Origin of the sequence: uncultured Roseobacter sp., from assembly GCF_947495275.1 — a bacterium.
GTDB lineage: Bacteria > Pseudomonadota > Alphaproteobacteria > Rhodobacterales > Rhodobacteraceae > Roseobacter.
This window is the reverse complement of the sequence record NZ_CANLYL010000007.1, coordinates 210,859-229,360: the sequence shown is the minus strand read 5'-3', so window position 1 is coordinate 229,360 and position 18,502 is coordinate 210,859. Positions and strand designations below refer to the sequence as shown.

The window sequence follows — 18,502 nt, the reverse complement described above, 5'->3', positions numbered from 1 at the left end:
TCCAGCGCTATCTGAAATTGAATAATTGCGTTACAATCATCTGGCATAGCTGGGAGTGGTCCGATGGAAGCTGGCTCTATCTTGATATTGTTGGGCACAACGAAGGGGGCATTTTTCCTTTCGGGAGATGAAGATCGGTCCAATTGGTCGGTTACAGGTCCGTGTTGTGAGGGCTGGCCCATCAACCACGTTGTCGGGGACCCGGAAACCGGGATGATCTGGGCAGGTGGTGGCAGTGATTGGCATGGAGCCGGCGTCTGGTGCTCCAAGGATCTGGGAAAGACCTGGGATCTTACCAAGCTGACCACCGGGTCGATGGATACATGGGCTGAGCAGGATCCTGATTTTGCGAAAATGATCAATTGGTCCAAGCCTTCGGTCGAATTTGACGATGAGTTCTCCCAGATCTGGTCGCTGGCCTACGCGCATGGCGTTTTATACGCGGGAACCAAACCCGCCGAATTGCTGGCCAGCCATGACCATGGCAAGTCGTGGTCCCGATTGGAGGGCCTAACAAATCACCCGTCGCGTGAAAGCTGGGAGCCCGGAGGTGCCGGCCTTGTGCTGCACACCATCGTTTCGGACCGGAGTGATTCAAATCGGCTGTGGATTGGTATATCGGCGGCCGGCGTTTTTGAGACCGAAGACGGTGGCAACACCTGGGCGCGGCGCAATCGCTTGTCCAACGAAGAAAACTGCACCGGTCATTCGCATCCGGCCGCGCCCAAAGACGGAGAGACCGGACATTGCGTGCACAACATTGTGCATGCTCCCGGTGGCAACGACATCCTCTATCAACAGAACCACCACGGTGTATGGAAGTCGCGCAACGGTGGACGCAGCTGGGAAGACATCACCGAAGGATTGCCCTCTACCTTTGGCTTTCCAATCCGCGTACATCCGCGTGATCCAGACACGATCTGGACGCTTCCGCTGAATGGCGACAGCATTGGCCGATACCCGCCCGACGCGTCCGCCGCGGTTTGGCGGTCGCGAAATGGCGGCGAGAGTTGGCAGGCGCTGAGGCAGGGGCTGCCCCAGGAAAACTGCTTTTTCACTGTGTTGCGGCAAGCCATGGGAGGGGATGTGCGCGATCCGGCGGGCATCTATCTTGGCACCAATAGCGGGTCTGTCTTTCTGAGCGCCGACGAAGGTGATCGTTGGGAAGAGGTCGCCCGGCACTTGCCGACGATCTTGTCGCTTGAGGTGATGGATTGCGTTTCGACGCGCTAGTGGGCAGAAAACAGCACTTATGAATATTCAACAAATGCGGAGCCTCGTGGCGGTTGTTGACAGCGGCTCATTCGCGGCGGCCGGTGATGCTGTGGGGCGATCGCATTCTGCCATCAGCCTGCAAATCAAGGGCCTGGAAGATGAGTTGGGTGTTGTGCTGTTTGACCGTGTCGTCAGACCCCCAATGCCTACCGCGAAGGGGCGGGCGCTTGCGGATCATGCGCGTAAGGTGATTGCGTTATTTGATGCCTCCGAAGGTGTTGTTCATGATCAACTGGTGCATGGCAGGCTGACTGTCGGTGCGGTGCCCACAGTTTTGAGCAGTTTTCTTCCCAAGGCGCTGGCAGAGTTGAAAACTTTGCATCCCGATTTGTCCTTTGACGTGCGCAGCGGCAGCTCAAATGCATTGGCCGATCTGTTGGTTCAAGGCGACCTGGACATCGTAATCTGCACCATGCCGCCCCAGCCCATACCGGGGCTCGAATGGCACCTGATCGGGCATGAGCCCATGGTCGTTATCGCGCCAAAAGAAGTGCAGGGTGACGAGGAAACGCTGCTGGCCACACATCCGTTCATCTGGTTCAATCGGCAAACCTGGGCAGGCGCTGGCATCGAGGCTGAGCTCAAAGCGCGCGACATCCATGTGCAGGCAACAATGGAGATTGATTCACTGGATGCCATTGCGGCGATGGTAAGAGAGGGATTGGGTGTTTCCATCGTTCCGTCTTGTCGAGGAAGCACCGGCGTCTGGCCCGGATTGCGTTCTGTTCCATTCGGGAAACCTCCCTACGCGCGCAATGTTGGCGCGCTGCTGTCTGGCGGTGCTGCATCCGATCCCTTGATAGGGACTTTTTTGGCGGCGCTATAACGCAAGTTTTTCTCATGAAAAATGCAAGATAATATCGTTATCATTCTATTTTCTGATGAAGTATCTTGTCGATACCGCATTAGGGAAAGCACCGATGTTTGACAGACAGATGCATATCTCGCCGTCTCTTTCGCTCAGTGCCGAGCAACTGGCACTGCAGGCGCGCGCGCAGGACCTCGCGGAGACGGTCGTCCGCCCACAAGCTGCCAAAACCGACAAGAGCGAAGCTTACCCTACCGAGATTGTCGATAATTTGACGCAGGCCGGTTTCATGGGGATGTCGGTCCCGGAAACCCTCGGCGGCCCGGGCTTGACATGTTTTGAAATCGCGCTGGTCGTTGAAGAGATCGCGCGAGGTTGTGGTGTATCCGGTCGCATCGTCGTTGAAGGCAACATGGGCGCGATTGGTGCCGTCATGCAGTACGGGACGCAAAAGCAGCGCGAGATTGCGGCACAGCACGTTTTGTCCGGAGACAAGCCAGCGATCTGCATCACTGAACCTGACGCGGGAAGTGCGGCGACGGATATGGCGACAACAGCCCTACGTGATGGCAATTCCTGGGTGCTGAACGGTACGAAACACTGGATCACAGGCGGCGGTGTCTCGCGATTTCACCTGATTTTCGCGCGTGTTGTCGAAGATGGCGTCTTCAAGGGTATTGGCGGTTTCATCGCATTTCTGGGCGAAGATGGCCTTGAGATCGGACCGCGTGAACCGACAATGGGGTTGCGCGGTATTCCCGAAACCGTGGTCGCATTGCGCGATTTGCGTTTGCCGCTTGACCGGTTGCTGACACCGCCGGAAGGTATCGAGCGCGGTTTCGCGGGGTTGATGAATGCCTATAACGCGCAGCGCGTTGGCGCTGCGACCGTGGCTCTGGGGATTGCCCGCGGCGCGTTTGAGGCCGCCCGTGATTTTGCAAAAAAACGCCAGCAGTTTGGCCGCCCAATTGCCGAGTTTCAGGGACTGCAATGGATGCTGGCGGATATGTCGATCCAGATTGATGCGGCACGCATGATGATCTGGCGTGCGGCGCTGAGCGCGCAAACCGATCCTTCGGGATTTCCTGATCCGATGTTGGCGGCGCAGGCGAAAGTTTTTGCCTCAGAAATGGCCGTGAAAGTCACGAATGATGCGTTGCAGATGCATGGGGCGAAAGGATACTCGCGAAATTCACCGGTTGAGCGCATGGTGAGAGACGCCCGCATGTTCACGATTGGCGGCGGCACAGCTCAAATGCTGCGCAACCTCGTGGCCGGGCGGGTGCTCGATATGAAAACGCCCCAGACCCGCAATGGGTTTGGCCAGTAGTCGAAAAAGCGCGGGTGAATCGAACATCGCAAAATAGAATCTGCGTGAGGTGGCGAGAAGGCAGTGCAATTTTCTTCCATATGGAATTAGGGTGCCCTCACCTGTGTTTTGAGGGGAGCATCATAGATGCAAACAAAGAGTTCTGCCGCGCCTGTGGCGTTTAAAGATATCCGGGGCGTTCCGGTTTCCTATCCGGATCGCGCGGCGATAGATGGATTGGAAAGCGCCATCTTGATGTCGTTGTCTTTTCGCGGAGATGCGATTGGAGAGATCGACAAAGTGCTGCAGGAACATCCGGATTTCATCATGGGATGGTTGTTCAAAGCGGGCTGGTTGACGCAGGCGATGGAAACTCGGGTGTATCAGATGATGCTCGACAGCCTGTCAGAAGCCGAGCGGTTGATCTCCAAAGGGAACGAACGCGAGCAGGGGCATTTCGAGGCCGTCAAAGCCTGGATAGAGGGTGACTTCTTCGGGGCAGTGCAGAAATGGGAGGCGGTCCTGACCCGGTACCCAATGGATTTGCTGGCTTTGGAGCTGATCCACTACACGATGGTGCTGCTGGGCGATGTTCCGGGTCAGCGCGATGTCGTCGCGCGGGTTTTCAACCTGTGGGACGAGAGCATTCCCGGGTATGAATTCGTGCTTGGATTCTATTCCTTTGGGCTTGAGGAAAACCGTGATTTTGCGCGCGCTGAGGAATTGGCCCGCCAGGCGCTTTCCATTCGACCGGACAACCCCTACGCGGTGCATACCGTGAGCCATGTGATGGAAATGCGCGGTCGGCAGGCCGGCGGTATCCGGTTTATGCGCGACTATGCCGCGACCTGGGGCACCTCGAATTTTGCCAACCATTTGTGGTGGCACACCGGCCTCTACCATCTAGATTTGGAACAATACGACGACGTTTACAAGATTTTCGATACGCATCTCGATTCCCGCAACAAGGATGGTCACAAATACGAAGAGCTTGACGCGGCAGCTTTGCTTTGGCGGATGAACCTGGTCGGGCAGGATGCCGGCGACAGGTGGAGCCATCTGGCCGACAAATGGGAGCCTGCCGCGCAAGATACGCTTTATGCTTTCAATGATGTGCATGCGATGCTCACCTTTGTCAGCGATGATCGGGAAGAGGCACAAAAGGCGCTCCTTTCTGCCAACGAGCGGTATCTGGAGAACGCCTCCGACGCCAATGTTGCGATGACCCGGGAAATTGGCTTGCCTTTTTGTCTGGCCATGCAGGATTTCAAACGAGAAAACTACACTGCATGTGTCGAACGCCTTCTTCCGATCCGGTATATGACGCATCGGCTTGGAGGGAGCTACGCACAGCGTGATATTATTGGCTGGACGCTGCTTGAAGCAGCATTGCGAGCGAAACAGTTTGACCTGGCACTTGCGCTCGCAAATGAGCGGACCGGTATCAAACCCACATCGGCTCAAAACTGGCGGGCGGTCGCGCGCGCTTTCAGGGGCTTGGGTGATCGTGGTCAGGCGGATCGCGCCACAGCCAAGGCCCAGGCATTGATTGCTGCGTAAAATCTTGCAAAACCCCCTGCTTTCAGGCCTTCTGCACAGTTGTGAGCAGAGTGTTCTGATTGATTGGGGAGGCAAGGGTGACCTCGCGTTCTGGTAAGACGGTCTCAAATGCGCAGCGGGCTTTGCATGAGCTGCGCGCGATGATCTTTTCAGGTGAGCTTGCGGCTGGTTCAGACCATCTGGAATCAGAACTGGCTGCAAGGCTGGAGATGTCCCGAACCCCGGTACGCGAGGCGGTATTGACCCTCGAAGGGCAGGGATTGCTGGAATTAAGACAGCGCAAAGGCGTGCGTATTTCACCGGTCTCACCCGATGACATGCGCGAAATCTATGACGTATTGACCGAACTCGAAAGCCTTGCGGCAGAACACGCTGCCGAGGCCAGCTACGACGATGGTGACCTGGCTCAACTGACCGCTGCGATAGATGATATGGACGCCGCAATCGATGCAGAGGATCGCGAAGCATGGGCGGCGGCTGATGATCGCTTTCATGCAGAGCTTGTGCGATTGGGCGGAAACCAGCGTGTGGCGTCTATTGTGGGCATGATGCAGGATCAGGTGCGCCGCGCGCGCGCGATCACGCTTTTCATGCGCCCGATGCCGGTGCAGTCAAACGAAGACCACCGATTGGTCTGTCAGTCCATCCGGAATGGCAATGCAGATGTCGCGCGGGCAACCCACCGGGCTCACCGTCAGCAGTCAAAGGAGATGCTGGTGGGATTATTGGAGCGCCACAGACTACGATCCCTCTGATATCTTGTTTTTGAGCAATAAAACAATCTTTGGTGGAATCCGAACCTCTCGTTAAGGTGGAGCGGATTGGGGGCTCCTCAAACAGTAAAGCCACGGCGATTTACGTCGAAAAAAGGCCTGGGGTTTTCTCAATCAGATGTGGCGACACAGCGGAGGAGGAATAAATGCTGGACACGACAACGAACGAACAGGTGACGCAGGTGCTGGATGCGTTTGGGGCGGCGCTTGAGGCAGGGGACATCGAGGCGGCCGTCGCGATGTTCCAGTCAGATTGCTATTGGCGCGATCTGGTGAGTTTCACCTGGAATATTCGGACCATGGAGGGGCAGGATCAGGTCAGGGATATGCTGCAATCTCAGCTGGATGTGACCAAGCCGACAGGATGGCGCATTGCAGAGGGTGAGGTTGCAACCGAAGATGGCGGCGTCACAACGGCCTGGATTTCCTTTGAGACAAATGTTGCGCGTGGCTACGGATTGATCCGATTGCAGGGCGGATTGATCTGGACGCTGCTCACCACCATGACCGAACTGAAGGGTCACGAAGAACCCTTGGGTTATGAGCGTCCGTTGGGTGCCAAACATGGGGCGGGCAAAGGCCGGCTGACGTGGGCCGAGGAGCGTGCAAAAGAACAAGAAGAGCTTGGCTATAAAACGCAGCCCTACACTGTGATCATCGGTGGTGGTCAGGGCGGAATTGCGCTTGGTGCGCGGCTGCGGCAACTTGGTGTGCCCACAATCATAGTAGAAAAGAACGAAAGAGCCGGGGACAGCTGGCGCAATCGCTACAAGTCGCTCTGCCTGCATGATCCGGTCTGGTACGACCATTTGCCCTACCTGCCCTTCCCGCCGAACTGGCCCGTTTTTGCGCCGAAAGACAAGATCGGTGACTGGCTGGAAATGTACACCAAGATCATGGAGCTGAACTACTGGACCCGCTCAACTGTCGAACACGCCGAATTTGACGAAAGCACCAAGGAATGGACCGTCACCGTTGATCGCGACGGCGAAAAGGTCACGCTCAAACCCAAACAACTGGTCTTTGCCACGGGTATGTCCGGCAAGGCAAATGTGCCCAACTTCCCGGGCATGGATAAGTTCAAAGGGGATCAACATCACTCCTCCAAACATCCGGGTCCCGATGCCTACAAAGGCAAAAAGGCCGTTGTCATCGGGTCCAACAACTCCGCACATGATATCTCGGCCGCGCTTTGGGAGGCCGGTGTGGATGTGACCATGGTTCAACGCTCTTCGACGCATATCGTCCGCTCCGATCCCCTGATGGAGATCGGTTTGGGTGATTTGTATTCCGAACGCGCTGTCGAGGCGGGCATGACCACGCAAAAGGCGGATCTGATCTTCGCCTCGCTGCCATACAAGATTTTGCACGAATTCCAGATCCCGGTTTACGAGAAAATCAAGGAGGTAGACGCCGATTTCTATGCAGGTCTTGAAAAGGCGGGATTCCAGCTTGACTGGGGTGCGGACGGGTCTGGCCTCTTCATGAAATATCTGCGCCGCGGTTCGGGCTATTACATTGATGTAGGTGCCAGCCAACTGGTCATCGACGGTGCCATCAAGCTGAAGGCGGGACAGGTCAGTGAAGTGGTTGAGGATGGTATGCTTTTCGAAGACGGCTCAAAACTGGAAGCAGACCTAATTGTCTATGCGACAGGGTACGGCTCAATGAATGGATGGATCGCCGATCTCATCGATCAGGAGACAGCGGACAAAGTCGGGAAGGTCTGGGGTCTGGGTTCAGACACACCAAAAGACCCCGGTCCTTGGGAAGGCGAACAGCGCAATATTTGGAAACCCACGCAGCAGGAAGCGCTCTGGTTGCACGGAGGCAACCTGCATCAGTCGCGTCATTATTCGCAGTTCCTGTCGCTTCAGCTCAAAGCTCGGATGGAGGGGATCGACACGCCCGTCTACAAGCTTCAGGAAAGCTATCACAACGGCAGATAAGCTCCGGGGATGGGCGGCCGAGATTCGGTTGCCCCTCTCCATATATCAGGACAGGGCTGGCACGATCCGGCGAACCCGGCTACCGAGGTCGCACAATAAGAATCTTCAGGTCTGAAATTCATGCACGAACGCATTCGGATAGTCTCCGTCACCTACAACAGCGCGGAAGTTATAGGCGATTTTCTCGCATCAGTGCCCAAGGGCATTGAGGTCGTGGTTGTCGACAACAACAGTCAAGATGAATCGCGTGAAATTGCTGCAGCGATGGGGGCGAAGGTCATTGCGCTCGATGAAAATTGCGGCTTCGGGACAGCGTGCAATCGCGGTGCGGAAGGCAACACCAAGGAGTTCATATTTTTCTGCAACCCGGATTCTACGTTGACGCCTAATTGCTGTCGGTTGTTGGTGGAAGCGGCGGAAATGCATCCCGAAGCGGGTGCCACCAATCCTGCTATCCTGAATGCACGTGGTGCCCTGCGACTTGACCGGCGTTCCGCTCTGATTTCAAAGTCAGAATATACAGACCGTCGCTATGCGGCACCCGGCAACAAAGACAGCGTGCAGGTGAACATTCTTACCGGTGCGGCATTGTTTTGCCGGCAGCAAGCTTTTGACGAGGTTGGCGGCTTTGACGAAAACATCTTCCTCTACCATGAGGATGACGACCTTGTTTACCGCATGCGGCAAGCCGGCTGGACCCTTCGCATCGAGCATCAGGCGACCGTTTCTCATCTGGGGGGCAAATCGTCCGGCAGCTCGATCCAAGGTGCTGCGCTCAAGGCGTATTTCATCGCGCAATCCCGTATGTATGTTGAGCAACGCCATGGTATTTCTACGCCCGGCCTGCGGGCTGCGGTCAGGGCGTTGGTCAAGATCGCGTCGCCCATAAATCTTCTGTCTGCGCGGAAAAGAGCCCAGGCCATCGCCTACCTTAAGGGTACCTGGCGGTTCGATATGGTGCGGTATCAGAACGGGGATTACCTGCCTTAGGTCAACGATTTCGGATTGGCGCAAGACAAAACCGAAATTCCGCGGTCCGAGCATTTCGAAAGAGGAGCCTGCAAAATGGCAGCCTTTGGGATGAATCCGGTGCCACTGCGTTTGCGTGGACATTCAATTTGCAAGGGTTTTGGCGGCTTTGATGATCTGCATGCCCTCACGGTTGGGTATTTTGCCCGCCGACGCCTTGACTTCCCCGTGTCCAAAAGGTGTATCTGGCGCGAATTCTGACCCTGAAGGGATATGTCCATGCACGCCTATCGCAGCCACTCCTGCGCCGACCTTACCGCTGAAAATGTGGGCGAAAATGTCCGCCTGTCTGGCTGGGTGCATCGGGTGCGAGATCACGGTGGCGTCTTGTTCATTGATCTGCGCGATCACTATGGCGTCACACAGGTGCTTTGCGATCCGGACAGCAAGGTTTTTTCCGATGTCGAAAAAGTGCGCGCGGAATGGTGCATTCGCATCGATGGCGAAGTCAAAGCGCGCGATGCTTCGCTGGTGAACCCCAAGATTCCGACAGGGGCGATTGAGGTTTTTGTGCGCGACATTGAGGTTCTGGGGGCAGCGGCGGAGTTACCGTTGCAGGTATTCGGGGAGCAGGAGTACCCCGAAGAAACCCGTCTGCGCTATCGCTATCTCGATCTTCGCCGCGAAAAAATGCAAGCCAATATGGCGCTACGCTCAGATGTTGTTTCGTCGATCCGCCGCCGGATGTGGGACGGCGGGTTTCGAGAGTATCAGACGCCGATCATCACAGCTTCGAGCCCAGAGGGCGCGCGCGATTTTCTTGTGCCGTCGCGTCTGCATCCGGGGAAATTCTACGCGCTGCCACAAGCGCCACAGCAATTCAAACAACTGTTGATGGTGTCCGGGTTCGACAAGTATTTCCAGATCGCGCCATGTTTTCGTGACGAGGATCCGCGGGCGGACCGCTCGCCCACTGATTTCTATCAGCTTGATCTGGAAATGAGCTTCGTCGAACAGCAGGATGTTTTTGACACCATCCAGCCTGTTTTGTCCGGCATATTCGAAGAGTTTGGCGGTGGCAAAACGGTTGATCAGAAATGGCCGCAGATTTCGTATAAAGACGCAGCACTCTGGTATGGATCTGACAAACCTGACTTACGCAACCCGATTAAGATGCAGGTCGTGTCGGAGCATTTTGCAGGCTCCGGCTTCGCGATCTTCGCCAAACTTCTGGAGCAGGAAGGTACCCAAATTCGTGCAATTCCGGCGCCGACCGGGGGCAGCCGGAAATTCTGTGACCGTATGAATGCCTTCGCGCAGAAAGAGGGTCTGCCAGGCATGGGCTACATTTTCTGGCGCGATCAGGGTAGTGGAATGGAAGCCGCAGGCCCATTGGCCAAGAACATCGGCCCGGAGCGCACCGAGGCGATCCGCCAACAATTGGGCCTTGAAGTAGGCGACGCCGCATTCTTTCTGGGCGGAAAACCAAAGACCTTCGAGGCGATCGCTGGCAAGGCGCGCAATGTCATCGGCGCAGAGCTTGGTCTGACTGATGAAAATCGTTTTGCTTTTGCGTGGATTGTGGACTTCCCGATCTACGAAAAAGACCCGGAAACTGGAAAAGTCGATTTCGAACACAATCCGTTTTCGATGCCGCAGGGGGGCATGGCGGCCTTGGAAGGCGACCCTCTGGATGTTCTCGGCTACCAGTACGATCTTGCCTGCAACGGTTATGAGCTTGTATCGGGTGCGATCCGGAACCACCGGCCTGAAATCATGTTCAAGGCCTTCGAAATCGCAGGCTACGGCGAAGACGAAGTTCGCAAGCGGTTCGGGGGTATGGTCAATGCGTTCCAATATGGCGCACCTCCTCACGGGGGCTGCGCTGCCGGGATCGACCGGATCGTGATGTTGCTGGCTGAGGAGAGTAATATTCGCGAAGTCATTCTCTTCCCGATGAACCAACGTGCCGAAGACCTGATGATGGCGGCACCCTCCGATCCAACAAGCGATCAGCTTATGGAGCTTGGCCTGCGTGTGATCCCGCAGGAATGACGCTGTGAATTGTGGTTGGCGTCGTGCCAACTGCAGTCTAACCTCTCGACATGCAAGGTTCTGACGATATGAAACCCGCTTTGGGTTTTCCCGTACCCAATTGGTCTGTGCCACCCGCCCCGGAAGGCGCTCCCCTGAAGGGTTCATACGCAGAGCTTGAGCGTCTGGATGCGGACGCACATGCCGCCTTGCTGTACCGGGCCTACGAGGGTGAGGATCAGGTATGGGACTATCTGCCCTATGGCCCGTTTTCATCCTCAGCGCTGTACCACCGCTGGGTCAGGGAAGCGGGAGGGTATCCTTCGACGCTGTTTTACGCCGTTCGCAATCTGGAAAGCGGAAACTGGGAGGGGGTTGCGAGCTATCTCAGGATTGATCCGCAAAATGGCTCGATCGAGGTGGGCCACATCAATTACAGCCCTTCGCTGCAGCGCACACGCGCTGCGACAGAGGCGATGTACCTGATGATGGAGTGGGCGTTCGCAAACGGGTATCGGCGCTACGAATGGAAATGCAACGCACTCAATCTGGGTTCACGCCGGGCCGCACAGAGATATGGGTTCAGTTTTGAAGGCGTTTTTCGTCAAGCCACAGTTGTCAAAGGCCGCAATCGCGACACTGCATGGTTTGCGATCATTGATGCCGAATGGCCAGCCCTGAAATCCGCGTTCGAAGCCTGGCTCGCCCCATCAAACTTTGACACTGATGGTCGGCAGCGGGAGCGCCTGGGTGACTTGACGCAGCTGGTGCGCGTTGCAAGTGACCCGGCACTTTTGCCGGTGTCAGATGGCTAGCTTCTGTGTCAGCCGCTCTTGAATGAGACCCGCTATGGCTGCCGTTTCGGAGCCGGCCGGTTCACCTGCCGCGCGCTTTTTCGCCAAGGCGGCAGCGGCCTTCTCTAATCCGTGATCTTGTGCGGATCTTGCAACGCCCCCGAGGAATTGAGCCACATAATCAAGTGCACGATCATCAGGTGGGTCTTCCAGAACATCGGCGATATGTGCCATGTCATCCTGAAAGGCCATGCGGTCAGGGTGTATCACTTCGTCAGAAAGTTCCCGCAACCCGACAGGCTGGCGATCTGCTGGAAGATTGGACAAAACGGCCTGCTGGAACGCTGCAAGGGATGTGATCGGCTTTTCAAGAAACCCGTCAGCGCCAGCCTGTAGGGCCAGCTCTTGCCCGGTTGTATCACCGGAAGTGCCCAAAACCACGTCAACGCGTGGTTCGGATTGGGTCAACTCGGTGATCAAATCCACGCCGTTCCCGTCAGGGAGACCGAGATCGACAATAACAACGGAAGGGCGGTAGACCTGCAGGTGGCGACGGGCCGATCGCAGACAATCTGCGCGTCTGATCCGCGCGCCGCTGCGCAAGCACAACAGCCTCATCGCTTCGCAGGCAAAACGGCTGTCTTCGATCACAAGTACCGTCAATCCAAGCAACGGGCGTGTGGCCGTGGGCGCGGGTATTGTCGCAGCAAAAGGGTCGTTCTTGTCCATAATCGCCTCCAGGGTGACTCGGGTTTCGACTCAGCATGGCGCATATATGGCTAACAGCGCGTTAATGGCCAAGCAGGCCTGCCTGCGGCGGTCCGTCACTTGCATAAGCTGTGGCATCACCGCATAAACTCGCTCAGTAAAAATAGCGTTGGAGCACGCCCCATGATCGGCCGTTTGAACCATGTTGCCATTGCGGTGCCTGATCTTGACGCCGCAGCCGAACAATACCGGTCCGCCCTTGGCGCCCAGGTTGGCGCGCCGCAGGATGAGCCCGATCACGGCGTGACGGTCATATTTATTGAGCTGCCAAACACAAAGGTCGAACTTCTTTATCCGCTGGGTGATGCAAGTCCCATTCAGGGGTTTCTGGACAAGAACCCCGCTGGTGGTATCCACCATATCTGCTACGAGGTCGATGATATCCTGGCTGCCCGTGATCACTTGTTGGCAACCGGCGCGCGGGTACTGGGGTCTGGTGAGCCGAAGATTGGCGCGCATGGCAAGCCCGTCCTCTTTCTGCACCCCAAGGATTTCAACGGATGCCTCGTCGAATTGGAACAGGTTTGACCTTTGAAAAGGAGATGCCCCAATGGGGATAACATCCGCACTTGTCTTATTCGCGGTCATCTGGGCAATGACGTTTCTGGTTGTCTTGCCCATTCGGGTGCAAACGCAGGGTGATCTAGGTGAGGTCGTGCCCGGTACCCACGCAGGGGCGCCAGAAGTTCATAACCTGCGCAAAAAGGCATGGATCACTACCGCGATCAGCCTGATACTATGGGCGATCATCGCCTCGATCATCGTTTTTGAGGTGATCACCGTGCGCGATCTGGACTGGTTTAACCGCGGCGCTCCTTCAGTTGAGTCAAGTGGAACAGGTGGGTAAAGGTTGCCGCACCCAATATCGGGATCACCAGATTCAGAAGCGGCACTGACAAGGGAATGGCCATCAACACGCCAGCAGTCCAGATTGTCGCCATGTGACGGGATCGCAGGGCTTTGGCTTCGGTGCGACCAACGCGGCGCATGGCAGCAAGCATGAAGTATTCACGACCGAGCAGAAATCCGTTCAGGCCCCAGAAAATCAACGGCGCGGCGGGTGCAAAGATCAAATACAGGATCAAGGCCAGCAGGTTGGCACCAATCAATACCCCCAGGAAATTCACCGTATCACGAATGGCATCGCCAATGGGGACAGCGCTCGCTTTTGGCAGATGGGGGTAATGCTCGTCCTCGACCGCCTGGGCCACGGTGTCGAGGAACATGGAGGTGATCGCAGAGGCCACCGGAACCATCAAAAAGACCGAGAGTATTGCCAGCACAAATGCTGACCCCCAGCCCACCAGGTCATTGAGCCAGCGCACGTCACCAATGAACGGCAGTGTCGTTTGGTCACCTACCAGCCCCGACAAAAGCCAGACAAAGCCAGCGGAAACAGCAATAAGCAAGGCAAGGGTCAGTGCGACCCCAAGCAGTAGTACCCGCCTGAAACGCGGGTCTGGCAATTGGCCCAAGGCAGCGAAAAAGGCTTTCAAGATCATACGCTTATCCAGGTGGTGATGCTGTCGAGATCCGGGCGGGGCCGTTCAGGTGGGGCGGTTGTTTCCGTGCCAATATGGATGAAGCCTGCGATACGTTCATGAGGTTCCAGACCGAGCGCTTGTTGCATAAAGGGGCGGTCATGGCTTGGCCAGCCGCTGAGCCAATTGGCCCCCCAACCGGACGCAAGGGCTGCGTTCAGCAGCGCCAGGCAAACGGCACCCGCGGAATAGGTCTGCTCAAGCGCTGGAATTTTCTCGGAGGGTTTCTGAACTTCGATGACGGCAATAGCTAGGTGGCCCTGATCGAATTGTGTGCGGCCCTTAGTGATCTGATCGGCGTCCAACCCCAGCGCTTTTCCACGGGTTTCCGCGATCCCGGCCAGTCTGGCCATTGCGGGTTTTTCCACGACGATAAAGCGCCAGGGTTCCAGTTTGCCATGATCAGGGGTGCGCGCCGCGGCCAACAGCAGAGGTTTCAATGCGTCTGCTGTTGGCACCGGGCCTTTTAATGTCTTGGCCGGGCGTGATCGTCTGGTCAACAAGAAGTCAAGGGCGTCGGGGTTTGGTTTGGGCATTAAGGGAATCCAGCGGTTAGAGTTGTTGAGCGAGGTAGTCGATTTCACCTTTGAGAAAGGCGTCAAACCGTGGACCTGGCTGTCGAACGTCGAGGGCTGGGCCGAGAGGGTCAGGGGCGGTGATTTCGCTGCCAGAGAGAGCCTCTAGCGTCGCGTGGCCGCAAAACGGCACATAGACCTCAGAGTAACCGCCCTCGTGAACAAGCACCAGACGGCCACCGCAATTCTCCTCCGCGATTTGCTTGATGCGCAATGTCATCTGGCGAAACGTGTCCGCCGTGGCCAACATCCGTGCCAGGGGGTCAATAGCGCTGGCGTCAAAGCCGCAGGCAACAATAATAATGTCGGGTTGGAACGCAGCGATCCGGGGCAGTACGATTGTGTCCATCGCATGCAGATAGGCGGTGTGACCAGCTCCCGCAGGCAAGGGCAGGTTGATGTTGAACCCTTCGCCTGCGCCACGCCCCTTGTCGGCGATTGCACCGGTATCGAGTGGATAGTTTCCTTCCTGGTGCAGCGAAATGGTCAATACGTCTTCACGATCATAGTAGATCGCTTCTGTGCCATTGCCGTGATGCACATCCCAATCCAGAACGGCAACACGTTGCGCCATGCCTTTTGATTGCGCGTGCTCAATGGCGATGGCGATATTCGCCAGAAGACAAAAGCCGTTTGGGAAATCCGGCAGACAATGGTGGCCGGGGGGACGTGACAGCGCATAGGCATTGTCGAGCGCGCCTGTCATCACCGCATCAACGGCAGCCACGGCAAGCCCTGCGGAGAGAGCGGCAATTTCATATCCTCCGGCAGCAAAGGGCGTGCGACGCCCCAGTTCCCCGCCTCCCGCGTCAGACAAGCGCTTGAACTCATCCAGATAGCCTTCCGGATGCACCCGCAACAAATCTTCACGGCTGGCCATGGTTGCGGAGCGCATGTCGAGATCGGACGAAAGCCCCGTTACATCCATCAGGTTCTTGAGACGTCTCTTTGTCTCGGGGTTTTCAGGTAGACCGCCCGCGGCCAAAGGCTGAACATGGCCGCCAAGAGGGAGCGTGTAGGCGTAGTTGCCCCCGGCATGCCAAAAGCACTTCTCATCCCAGAAAAAGCCTGTCGCCATCGTTTTCTCTCTGTATTCAGTTGATCGGAATCTGACCCAATGGATTGGAATTGTCCATGCATCCAACCCTGTGCGCCAAAGCGGTTAGTCGGCCTCCTTGAGCAAGGCCGCCACATCCAATGGCTCGTTTACCATTGCAAGTTCTCCATCGCTGTCGCGAGGCCAGGCATTCGGAGCGCGATCGCGGTAGAGTTCAATACCGTTTCCGTCAGGGTCCTTGAGATACACAGCCTCACTCACGCCATGGTCTGCAGCGCCATCCAAGGAGAGGCCGGCGTCCAGGACCCGTTTTAAAACGCTCGCGAGGCTCTTGCGATCGGGATAAAGAAAAGCCGCGTGATAAAGTCCGGTGTGACCCTTGGGCGGAGGCGTCGCGCCCGCGCTGTCCCAGGTGTTTAGCCCGATGTGATGGTGATAGCCGCCAGCTCCCAGAAACGCTGCGGCGTCGCCATATCTCTGGGTCAGATCAAACCCCAAAACATCCCGGTAAAACTGGATTGCGCGATCCAGATCGGCCACTTTCAGATGAATGTGACCAACCGAAGCCTGTATGGCATTATCCATTTTTGATCCCCTCGAGTTTCTGCATTTGTCCCCACATAGGGGTCGACGGGCCGTGTCGCCAGCTACGAAACCGCGCATCCCCTGTGCGTCACTAAAAAATCACGATCGGCGAAAACTCGCCCTTTGCGGGAAGAATCTAAGAGAATTTTCGCTGCTCGTGATATGATTTTTATTGTTACGGGGAGGTAACACCATGTCACGCTTCGGAAAATTCCCCAGATTGGCTGATCTGGTAACAAAAGTCACGCATTCCACTCACACGGGATACTTGTCACTTTGTCTGGCTTTGGTGCTGTCTCTGGCGGTGTTGTGGCCAAAATTTTTCTTCATCGTGGGTGCCGGCATCATCGGCGCCGCAGTGGGTTTTTGGCGGCATTATGGGCAATATGCCGAAAACCCTGTTCAGATTTTGAGGCCGACGTTTGGCGTTTCAAGAAAGTGGACAATTGGTCTGATCAGCCTCTTCTTTATGGTTCTCTCGATCACCTTTTTTCTCAGCGGTTTGTTCGCTCCTGAAGAAAACCACTTCATTTCGGTGCTCTACCTGACCTTCGCAAATGGCTGTTTTTCGTTCAGCATTGCATATTTCACGGCGGGAAGTATCGCGATATCGGACGCAAAGGAGCGTCTTTCCGCAGCAACGGTCGCGCAAGCGCGCACCTGGCAACAAGAAATCGAGGCGAGCAGCAGTATTGGCATACTGTCCGACCTTTTTCACAAAGCCTAGCGCACCATCCCCATGATTTCATAGGTTTTTTCCAGAATTGGCACCGTGATCTCGCGCGCCTGGGCGGCCCCGCGTCCCAGGATGCGATCGATCTCGTCAGGCTCGGACATCAATCGGGCCATTTCCGTCGAAATAGGAGAAAGCTTTGAGACCGCCAGTTCGGCCAATAGCGGCTTGAAAGTACCGAATTGCTGGCCGCCGACCTCGCTTAAAACCTGCTCGACTGTCTGATCGTTCAGCGCTGCGAAGATGTTCACCAGGTTGCGGGCTTCAGGTCGTTCCGCGAGACCGTCAACTTCAGACGGCAAGGCATCGGGGTCGGTTTTTGCCTTGCGAATTTTCTTGGCAATTGTGTCCGCGTCATCTGTCATATTGATCCGAGATGCATCCGATGGGTCGGATTTTGACATCTTCTTGGATCCGTCGCGCAAGGACATTACCCGCGTCGCGGCGCCCTCAATGACCGGTTCGGTCAGCGGAAAGAAGTTAACGCCGTAGTCGTGGTTGAACTTGGCCGCGATATCGCGCGTCAACTCCAGATGCTGTTTCTGATCGTCGCCTACAGGCACATGGGTGGCATGATAGATCAGAATATCCGCGGCCATCAGCGCAGGGTAGCCAAAAAGACCAAGCGAGACATTCTGCGTGTTCTTGCCCGCCTTGTCCTTGAACTGGGTCATCCGCTGCATCCAGCCCATGCGTGCCACGCAGGAGAATATCCATCCCAGTTGCGCATGCTCGGGCACCTGGCTCTGGTTGATGAGGATCGACTTTTCCGGGCTGATGCCGCTGGCTATGAAACCTGCGGCCAGTTCGCGCGTGTTCCGAAGCAGGTCGGTCGGGTCTTGCCAGACCGTCACAGCATGCAGATCCACCATGCAGTAGACGGTCGGCATGCCCTCATCCTGCATTTTGACAAATCGTTTGATTGCGCCCAGATAGTTGCCAAGTGTCAGCCCGCCCGACGGCTGAATGCCGGAAAAGACACGTGGCGTAAAAGTCGAAGTGGTCATGTCAGGCTCCATTCGGGCTGGAAATGCAATTTGCGCTGGCTTACCCATGGGCCGGAGTATCGTCAAGGAATGAGCCCATGCACGACCACAAAGAAGCGCCTCCGGTCAATCCACTGCCGCCTGTCGTTGTTGTCCTCTTTCTGGCCGTGGCCCTGCCGGAAGCGGCATTCAGTCTGGGCGCACAAGGTCTGATCGGCGGGCCCGAAGCGGTGGGATGGCGTCTGGCCGCCATTCAAACCTACGGATTTTCCGGCGATATTTTCGACTGGATGGTGAGCAATGGGCGCTGGTTGCCCGAACACATGATACGTTTCCTCACCTACCCATTTGTGCACACCAGTTTTACCGGCACGCTGTTTGCGGCTGTCTTTCTGCTGGCATTGGGCAAACTGGTTGGCGAAATCATGGGGCAAATCGCGGTCCTTATCCTCTTCTTCGGGAGCGGAGTTTTCGGTGCCTTGGTCTACGCGCTTTTACTGAATGATCCGGAATGGCTCGTCGGTGGGTTTCCCTCTGCCTACGGCCTGATCGGCGGGTATTCCTTTGTGATGTGGCAAAGCCTCGCGGCGCGCGGTGAGGAGCAATTGCGCGCATTCAGCCTCATTGCGATGCTGATGGGTCTGCAATTGATCTGGGGTGTGTTTTTTGATGTGGGCAACGGATGGCTGGCCGATCTTTTCGGCTTTGTATTCGGTTTCGCGGCCTCAGCGGTTTTGGTGCCCGGTGGCATTGCGCGTGTCCTGGCAGTCTTGCGGCGCAACTAGG

19 protein-coding genes are annotated in these 18,502 nt (G+C 56.4%); 13 read left to right on the top strand and 6 right to left on the bottom strand.

What is annotated here, in order from left to right; genetic code table 11:
• Positions 1–63 precede the first annotated feature (63 nt).
• The 9 genes from Q0802_RS14775 (at position 64) to Q0802_RS14735 (ending at position 11,492) form a co-directional block, all read left to right on the top strand.
• Positions 64–1,233, top strand: a complete 1,170-nt coding sequence (locus Q0802_RS14775) for a sialidase family protein (RefSeq protein WP_298919586.1) — start codon at positions 64–66, stop codon at positions 1,231–1,233.
• A 19-nt stretch (positions 1,234–1,252) separates the two neighbouring features.
• Complete coding sequence (locus tag Q0802_RS14770; RefSeq protein ID WP_298919584.1) at positions 1,253–2,101, top strand: LysR family transcriptional regulator; 849 nt, start codon at positions 1,253–1,255, stop codon at positions 2,099–2,101.
• Positions 2,102–2,195: 94 nt separating this feature from the next.
• Positions 2,196–3,413, top strand: a complete 1,218-nt coding sequence (gene acdA, locus Q0802_RS14765) for a 3-sulfinopropanoyl-CoA desulfinase (RefSeq protein WP_298919582.1) — start codon at positions 2,196–2,198, stop codon at positions 3,411–3,413.
• A gap of 126 nt (positions 3,414–3,539) precedes the next feature.
• Positions 3,540–4,952 (top strand): tetratricopeptide repeat protein, encoded by a 1,413-nt coding sequence (locus tag Q0802_RS14760; RefSeq protein WP_298919580.1) that lies wholly within the window; start codon positions 3,540–3,542, stop codon positions 4,950–4,952.
• A 77-nt stretch (positions 4,953–5,029) separates the two neighbouring features.
• Entirely contained in the window at positions 5,030–5,707 is a 678-nt protein-coding gene (locus Q0802_RS14755) for a GntR family transcriptional regulator (RefSeq protein WP_298919578.1), read from the top strand.
• A gap of 164 nt (positions 5,708–5,871) precedes the next feature.
• The gene (locus tag Q0802_RS14750) at positions 5,872–7,674 is read left to right on the top strand and encodes an NAD(P)/FAD-dependent oxidoreductase (RefSeq protein WP_298919576.1); all 1,803 of its coding nucleotides are present in this window, start codon (positions 5,872–5,874) and stop codon (positions 7,672–7,674) included.
• 120 nt (positions 7,675–7,794) lie between these two features.
• A complete protein-coding gene (locus Q0802_RS14745; RefSeq protein ID WP_298919574.1) occupies positions 7,795–8,664 on the top strand; it encodes a glycosyltransferase family 2 protein in 870 nt (289 codons plus the stop codon).
• 258 nt (positions 8,665–8,922) lie between these two features.
• Positions 8,923–10,698 (top strand): aspartate--tRNA ligase, encoded by a 1,776-nt coding sequence (gene aspS, locus Q0802_RS14740; protein ID WP_298919572.1) that lies wholly within the window; start codon positions 8,923–8,925, stop codon positions 10,696–10,698.
• Positions 10,699–10,766: 68 nt separating this feature from the next.
• Positions 10,767–11,492, top strand: coding sequence for a GNAT family protein (locus Q0802_RS14735; protein ID WP_298919570.1), 726 nt, complete (start codon positions 10,767–10,769; stop codon positions 11,490–11,492).
• On the opposite strand, the gene Q0802_RS14730 is transcribed toward Q0802_RS14735, so the two are convergent.
• The gene (locus Q0802_RS14730) at positions 11,481–12,200 is read right to left on the bottom strand and encodes a response regulator (RefSeq protein WP_298919568.1); all 720 of its coding nucleotides are present in this window, start codon (positions 12,198–12,200) and stop codon (positions 11,481–11,483) included. The genes Q0802_RS14735 and Q0802_RS14730 overlap by 12 nt on opposite strands.
• Before the next feature lie 162 nt (positions 12,201–12,362).
• Here Q0802_RS14730 and mce point away from each other — a divergent pair, with 162 nt between their 5' ends.
• The gene (gene mce / locus Q0802_RS14725; RefSeq protein ID WP_298919566.1) at positions 12,363–12,767 is read left to right on the top strand and encodes a methylmalonyl-CoA epimerase; all 405 of its coding nucleotides are present in this window, start codon (positions 12,363–12,365) and stop codon (positions 12,765–12,767) included.
• 22 nt (positions 12,768–12,789) lie between these two features.
• Positions 12,790–13,086: a DUF1467 family protein gene (locus Q0802_RS14720; RefSeq protein ID WP_298919564.1), complete on the top strand. Its 297-nt coding sequence runs from the start codon at positions 12,790–12,792 to the stop codon at positions 13,084–13,086.
• On the opposite strand, the gene Q0802_RS14715 is transcribed toward Q0802_RS14720, so the two are convergent.
• The 4 genes from Q0802_RS14715 to Q0802_RS14700 all read right to left on the bottom strand — a co-directional run bounded on the left by Q0802_RS14715 (position 13,040) and on the right by Q0802_RS14700 (position 15,997).
• Positions 13,040–13,741 (bottom strand): EI24 domain-containing protein, encoded by a 702-nt coding sequence (locus Q0802_RS14715; RefSeq protein WP_298919562.1) that lies wholly within the window; start codon positions 13,739–13,741, stop codon positions 13,040–13,042. The two genes, Q0802_RS14720 and Q0802_RS14715, sit on opposite strands and share 47 nt — an antisense overlap.
• Entirely contained in the window at positions 13,738–14,316 is a 579-nt protein-coding gene (locus Q0802_RS14710; RefSeq protein WP_298919560.1) for a nitroreductase family protein, read from the bottom strand. Before Q0802_RS14710 ends, Q0802_RS14715 begins: the two co-directional genes overlap by 4 nt.
• Before the next feature lie 16 nt (positions 14,317–14,332).
• Positions 14,333–15,433 carry a class II histone deacetylase gene (locus tag Q0802_RS14705; RefSeq protein ID WP_298919557.1) on the bottom strand — a complete coding sequence of 367 codons (1,101 nt, stop codon included), beginning with the start codon at positions 15,431–15,433 and terminating at the stop codon, positions 14,333–14,335.
• Between the two features lie 84 nt (positions 15,434–15,517).
• Complete coding sequence (locus tag Q0802_RS14700) at positions 15,518–15,997, bottom strand: VOC family protein (RefSeq protein ID WP_298919555.1); 480 nt, start codon at positions 15,995–15,997, stop codon at positions 15,518–15,520.
• A gap of 220 nt (positions 15,998–16,217) precedes the next feature.
• Here Q0802_RS14700 and Q0802_RS14695 point away from each other — a divergent pair, with 220 nt between their 5' ends.
• Positions 16,218–16,724 carry a hypothetical protein gene (locus Q0802_RS14695; RefSeq protein WP_298919553.1) on the top strand — a complete coding sequence of 169 codons (507 nt, stop codon included), beginning with the start codon at positions 16,218–16,220 and terminating at the stop codon, positions 16,722–16,724.
• On the opposite strand, the gene trpS is transcribed toward Q0802_RS14695, so the two are convergent.
• Positions 16,721–17,737 carry a tryptophan--tRNA ligase gene (trpS, locus tag Q0802_RS14690; protein ID WP_298919552.1) on the bottom strand — a complete coding sequence of 339 codons (1,017 nt, stop codon included), beginning with the start codon at positions 17,735–17,737 and terminating at the stop codon, positions 16,721–16,723. The genes Q0802_RS14695 and trpS overlap by 4 nt on opposite strands.
• 77 nt (positions 17,738–17,814) lie before the next feature.
• On the opposite strand from trpS, the gene Q0802_RS14685 reads away from it, so the two are divergent.
• Positions 17,815–18,501 (top strand): rhomboid family intramembrane serine protease, encoded by a 687-nt coding sequence (locus Q0802_RS14685; protein WP_298919551.1) that lies wholly within the window; start codon positions 17,815–17,817, stop codon positions 18,499–18,501.
• The last annotated feature ends 1 nt before the right edge of the window (position 18,502 follow it).

Excerpts from the sequence above, each read along its gene's own strand:
- Q0802_RS14730 (WP_298919568.1), bottom strand. The coding sequence starts at position 12,200 with ATGGACAAGAACGACCCTTTTGCTGCGACAATACCCGCGCCCACGGCC.
- Q0802_RS14705 (WP_298919557.1), bottom strand. The coding sequence starts at position 15,433 with ATGGCGACAGGCTTTTTCTGGGATGAGAAGTGCTTTTGGCATGCCGGG.
- Q0802_RS14760 (WP_298919580.1), top strand. The coding sequence starts at position 3,540 with ATGCAAACAAAGAGTTCTGCCGCGCCTGTGGCGTTTAAAGATATCCGG.
- Q0802_RS14770 (WP_298919584.1), top strand. The coding sequence starts at position 1,253 with ATGAATATTCAACAAATGCGGAGCCTCGTGGCGGTTGTTGACAGCGGC.
- Q0802_RS14745 (WP_298919574.1), top strand. The coding sequence starts at position 7,795 with ATGCACGAACGCATTCGGATAGTCTCCGTCACCTACAACAGCGCGGAA.
- Q0802_RS14685 (WP_298919551.1), top strand. The coding sequence starts at position 17,815 with ATGCACGACCACAAAGAAGCGCCTCCGGTCAATCCACTGCCGCCTGTC.
- acdA (WP_298919582.1), top strand. The coding sequence starts at position 2,196 with ATGTTTGACAGACAGATGCATATCTCGCCGTCTCTTTCGCTCAGTGCC.
- trpS (WP_298919552.1), bottom strand. The coding sequence starts at position 17,737 with ATGACCACTTCGACTTTTACGCCACGTGTCTTTTCCGGCATTCAGCCG.
- mce (WP_298919566.1), top strand. The coding sequence starts at position 12,363 with ATGATCGGCCGTTTGAACCATGTTGCCATTGCGGTGCCTGATCTTGAC.
- Q0802_RS14775 (WP_298919586.1), top strand. The coding sequence starts at position 64 with ATGGAAGCTGGCTCTATCTTGATATTGTTGGGCACAACGAAGGGGGCA.
- Q0802_RS14720 (WP_298919564.1), top strand. The coding sequence starts at position 12,790 with ATGGGGATAACATCCGCACTTGTCTTATTCGCGGTCATCTGGGCAATG.
- Q0802_RS14710 (WP_298919560.1), bottom strand. The coding sequence starts at position 14,316 with ATGCCCAAACCAAACCCCGACGCCCTTGACTTCTTGTTGACCAGACGA.
- Q0802_RS14700 (WP_298919555.1), bottom strand. The coding sequence starts at position 15,997 with ATGGATAATGCCATACAGGCTTCGGTTGGTCACATTCATCTGAAAGTG.
- aspS (WP_298919572.1), top strand. The coding sequence starts at position 8,923 with ATGCACGCCTATCGCAGCCACTCCTGCGCCGACCTTACCGCTGAAAAT.
- Q0802_RS14715 (WP_298919562.1), bottom strand. The coding sequence starts at position 13,741 with ATGATCTTGAAAGCCTTTTTCGCTGCCTTGGGCCAATTGCCAGACCCG.
- Q0802_RS14750 (WP_298919576.1), top strand. The coding sequence starts at position 5,872 with ATGCTGGACACGACAACGAACGAACAGGTGACGCAGGTGCTGGATGCG.
- Q0802_RS14735 (WP_298919570.1), top strand. The coding sequence starts at position 10,767 with ATGAAACCCGCTTTGGGTTTTCCCGTACCCAATTGGTCTGTGCCACCC.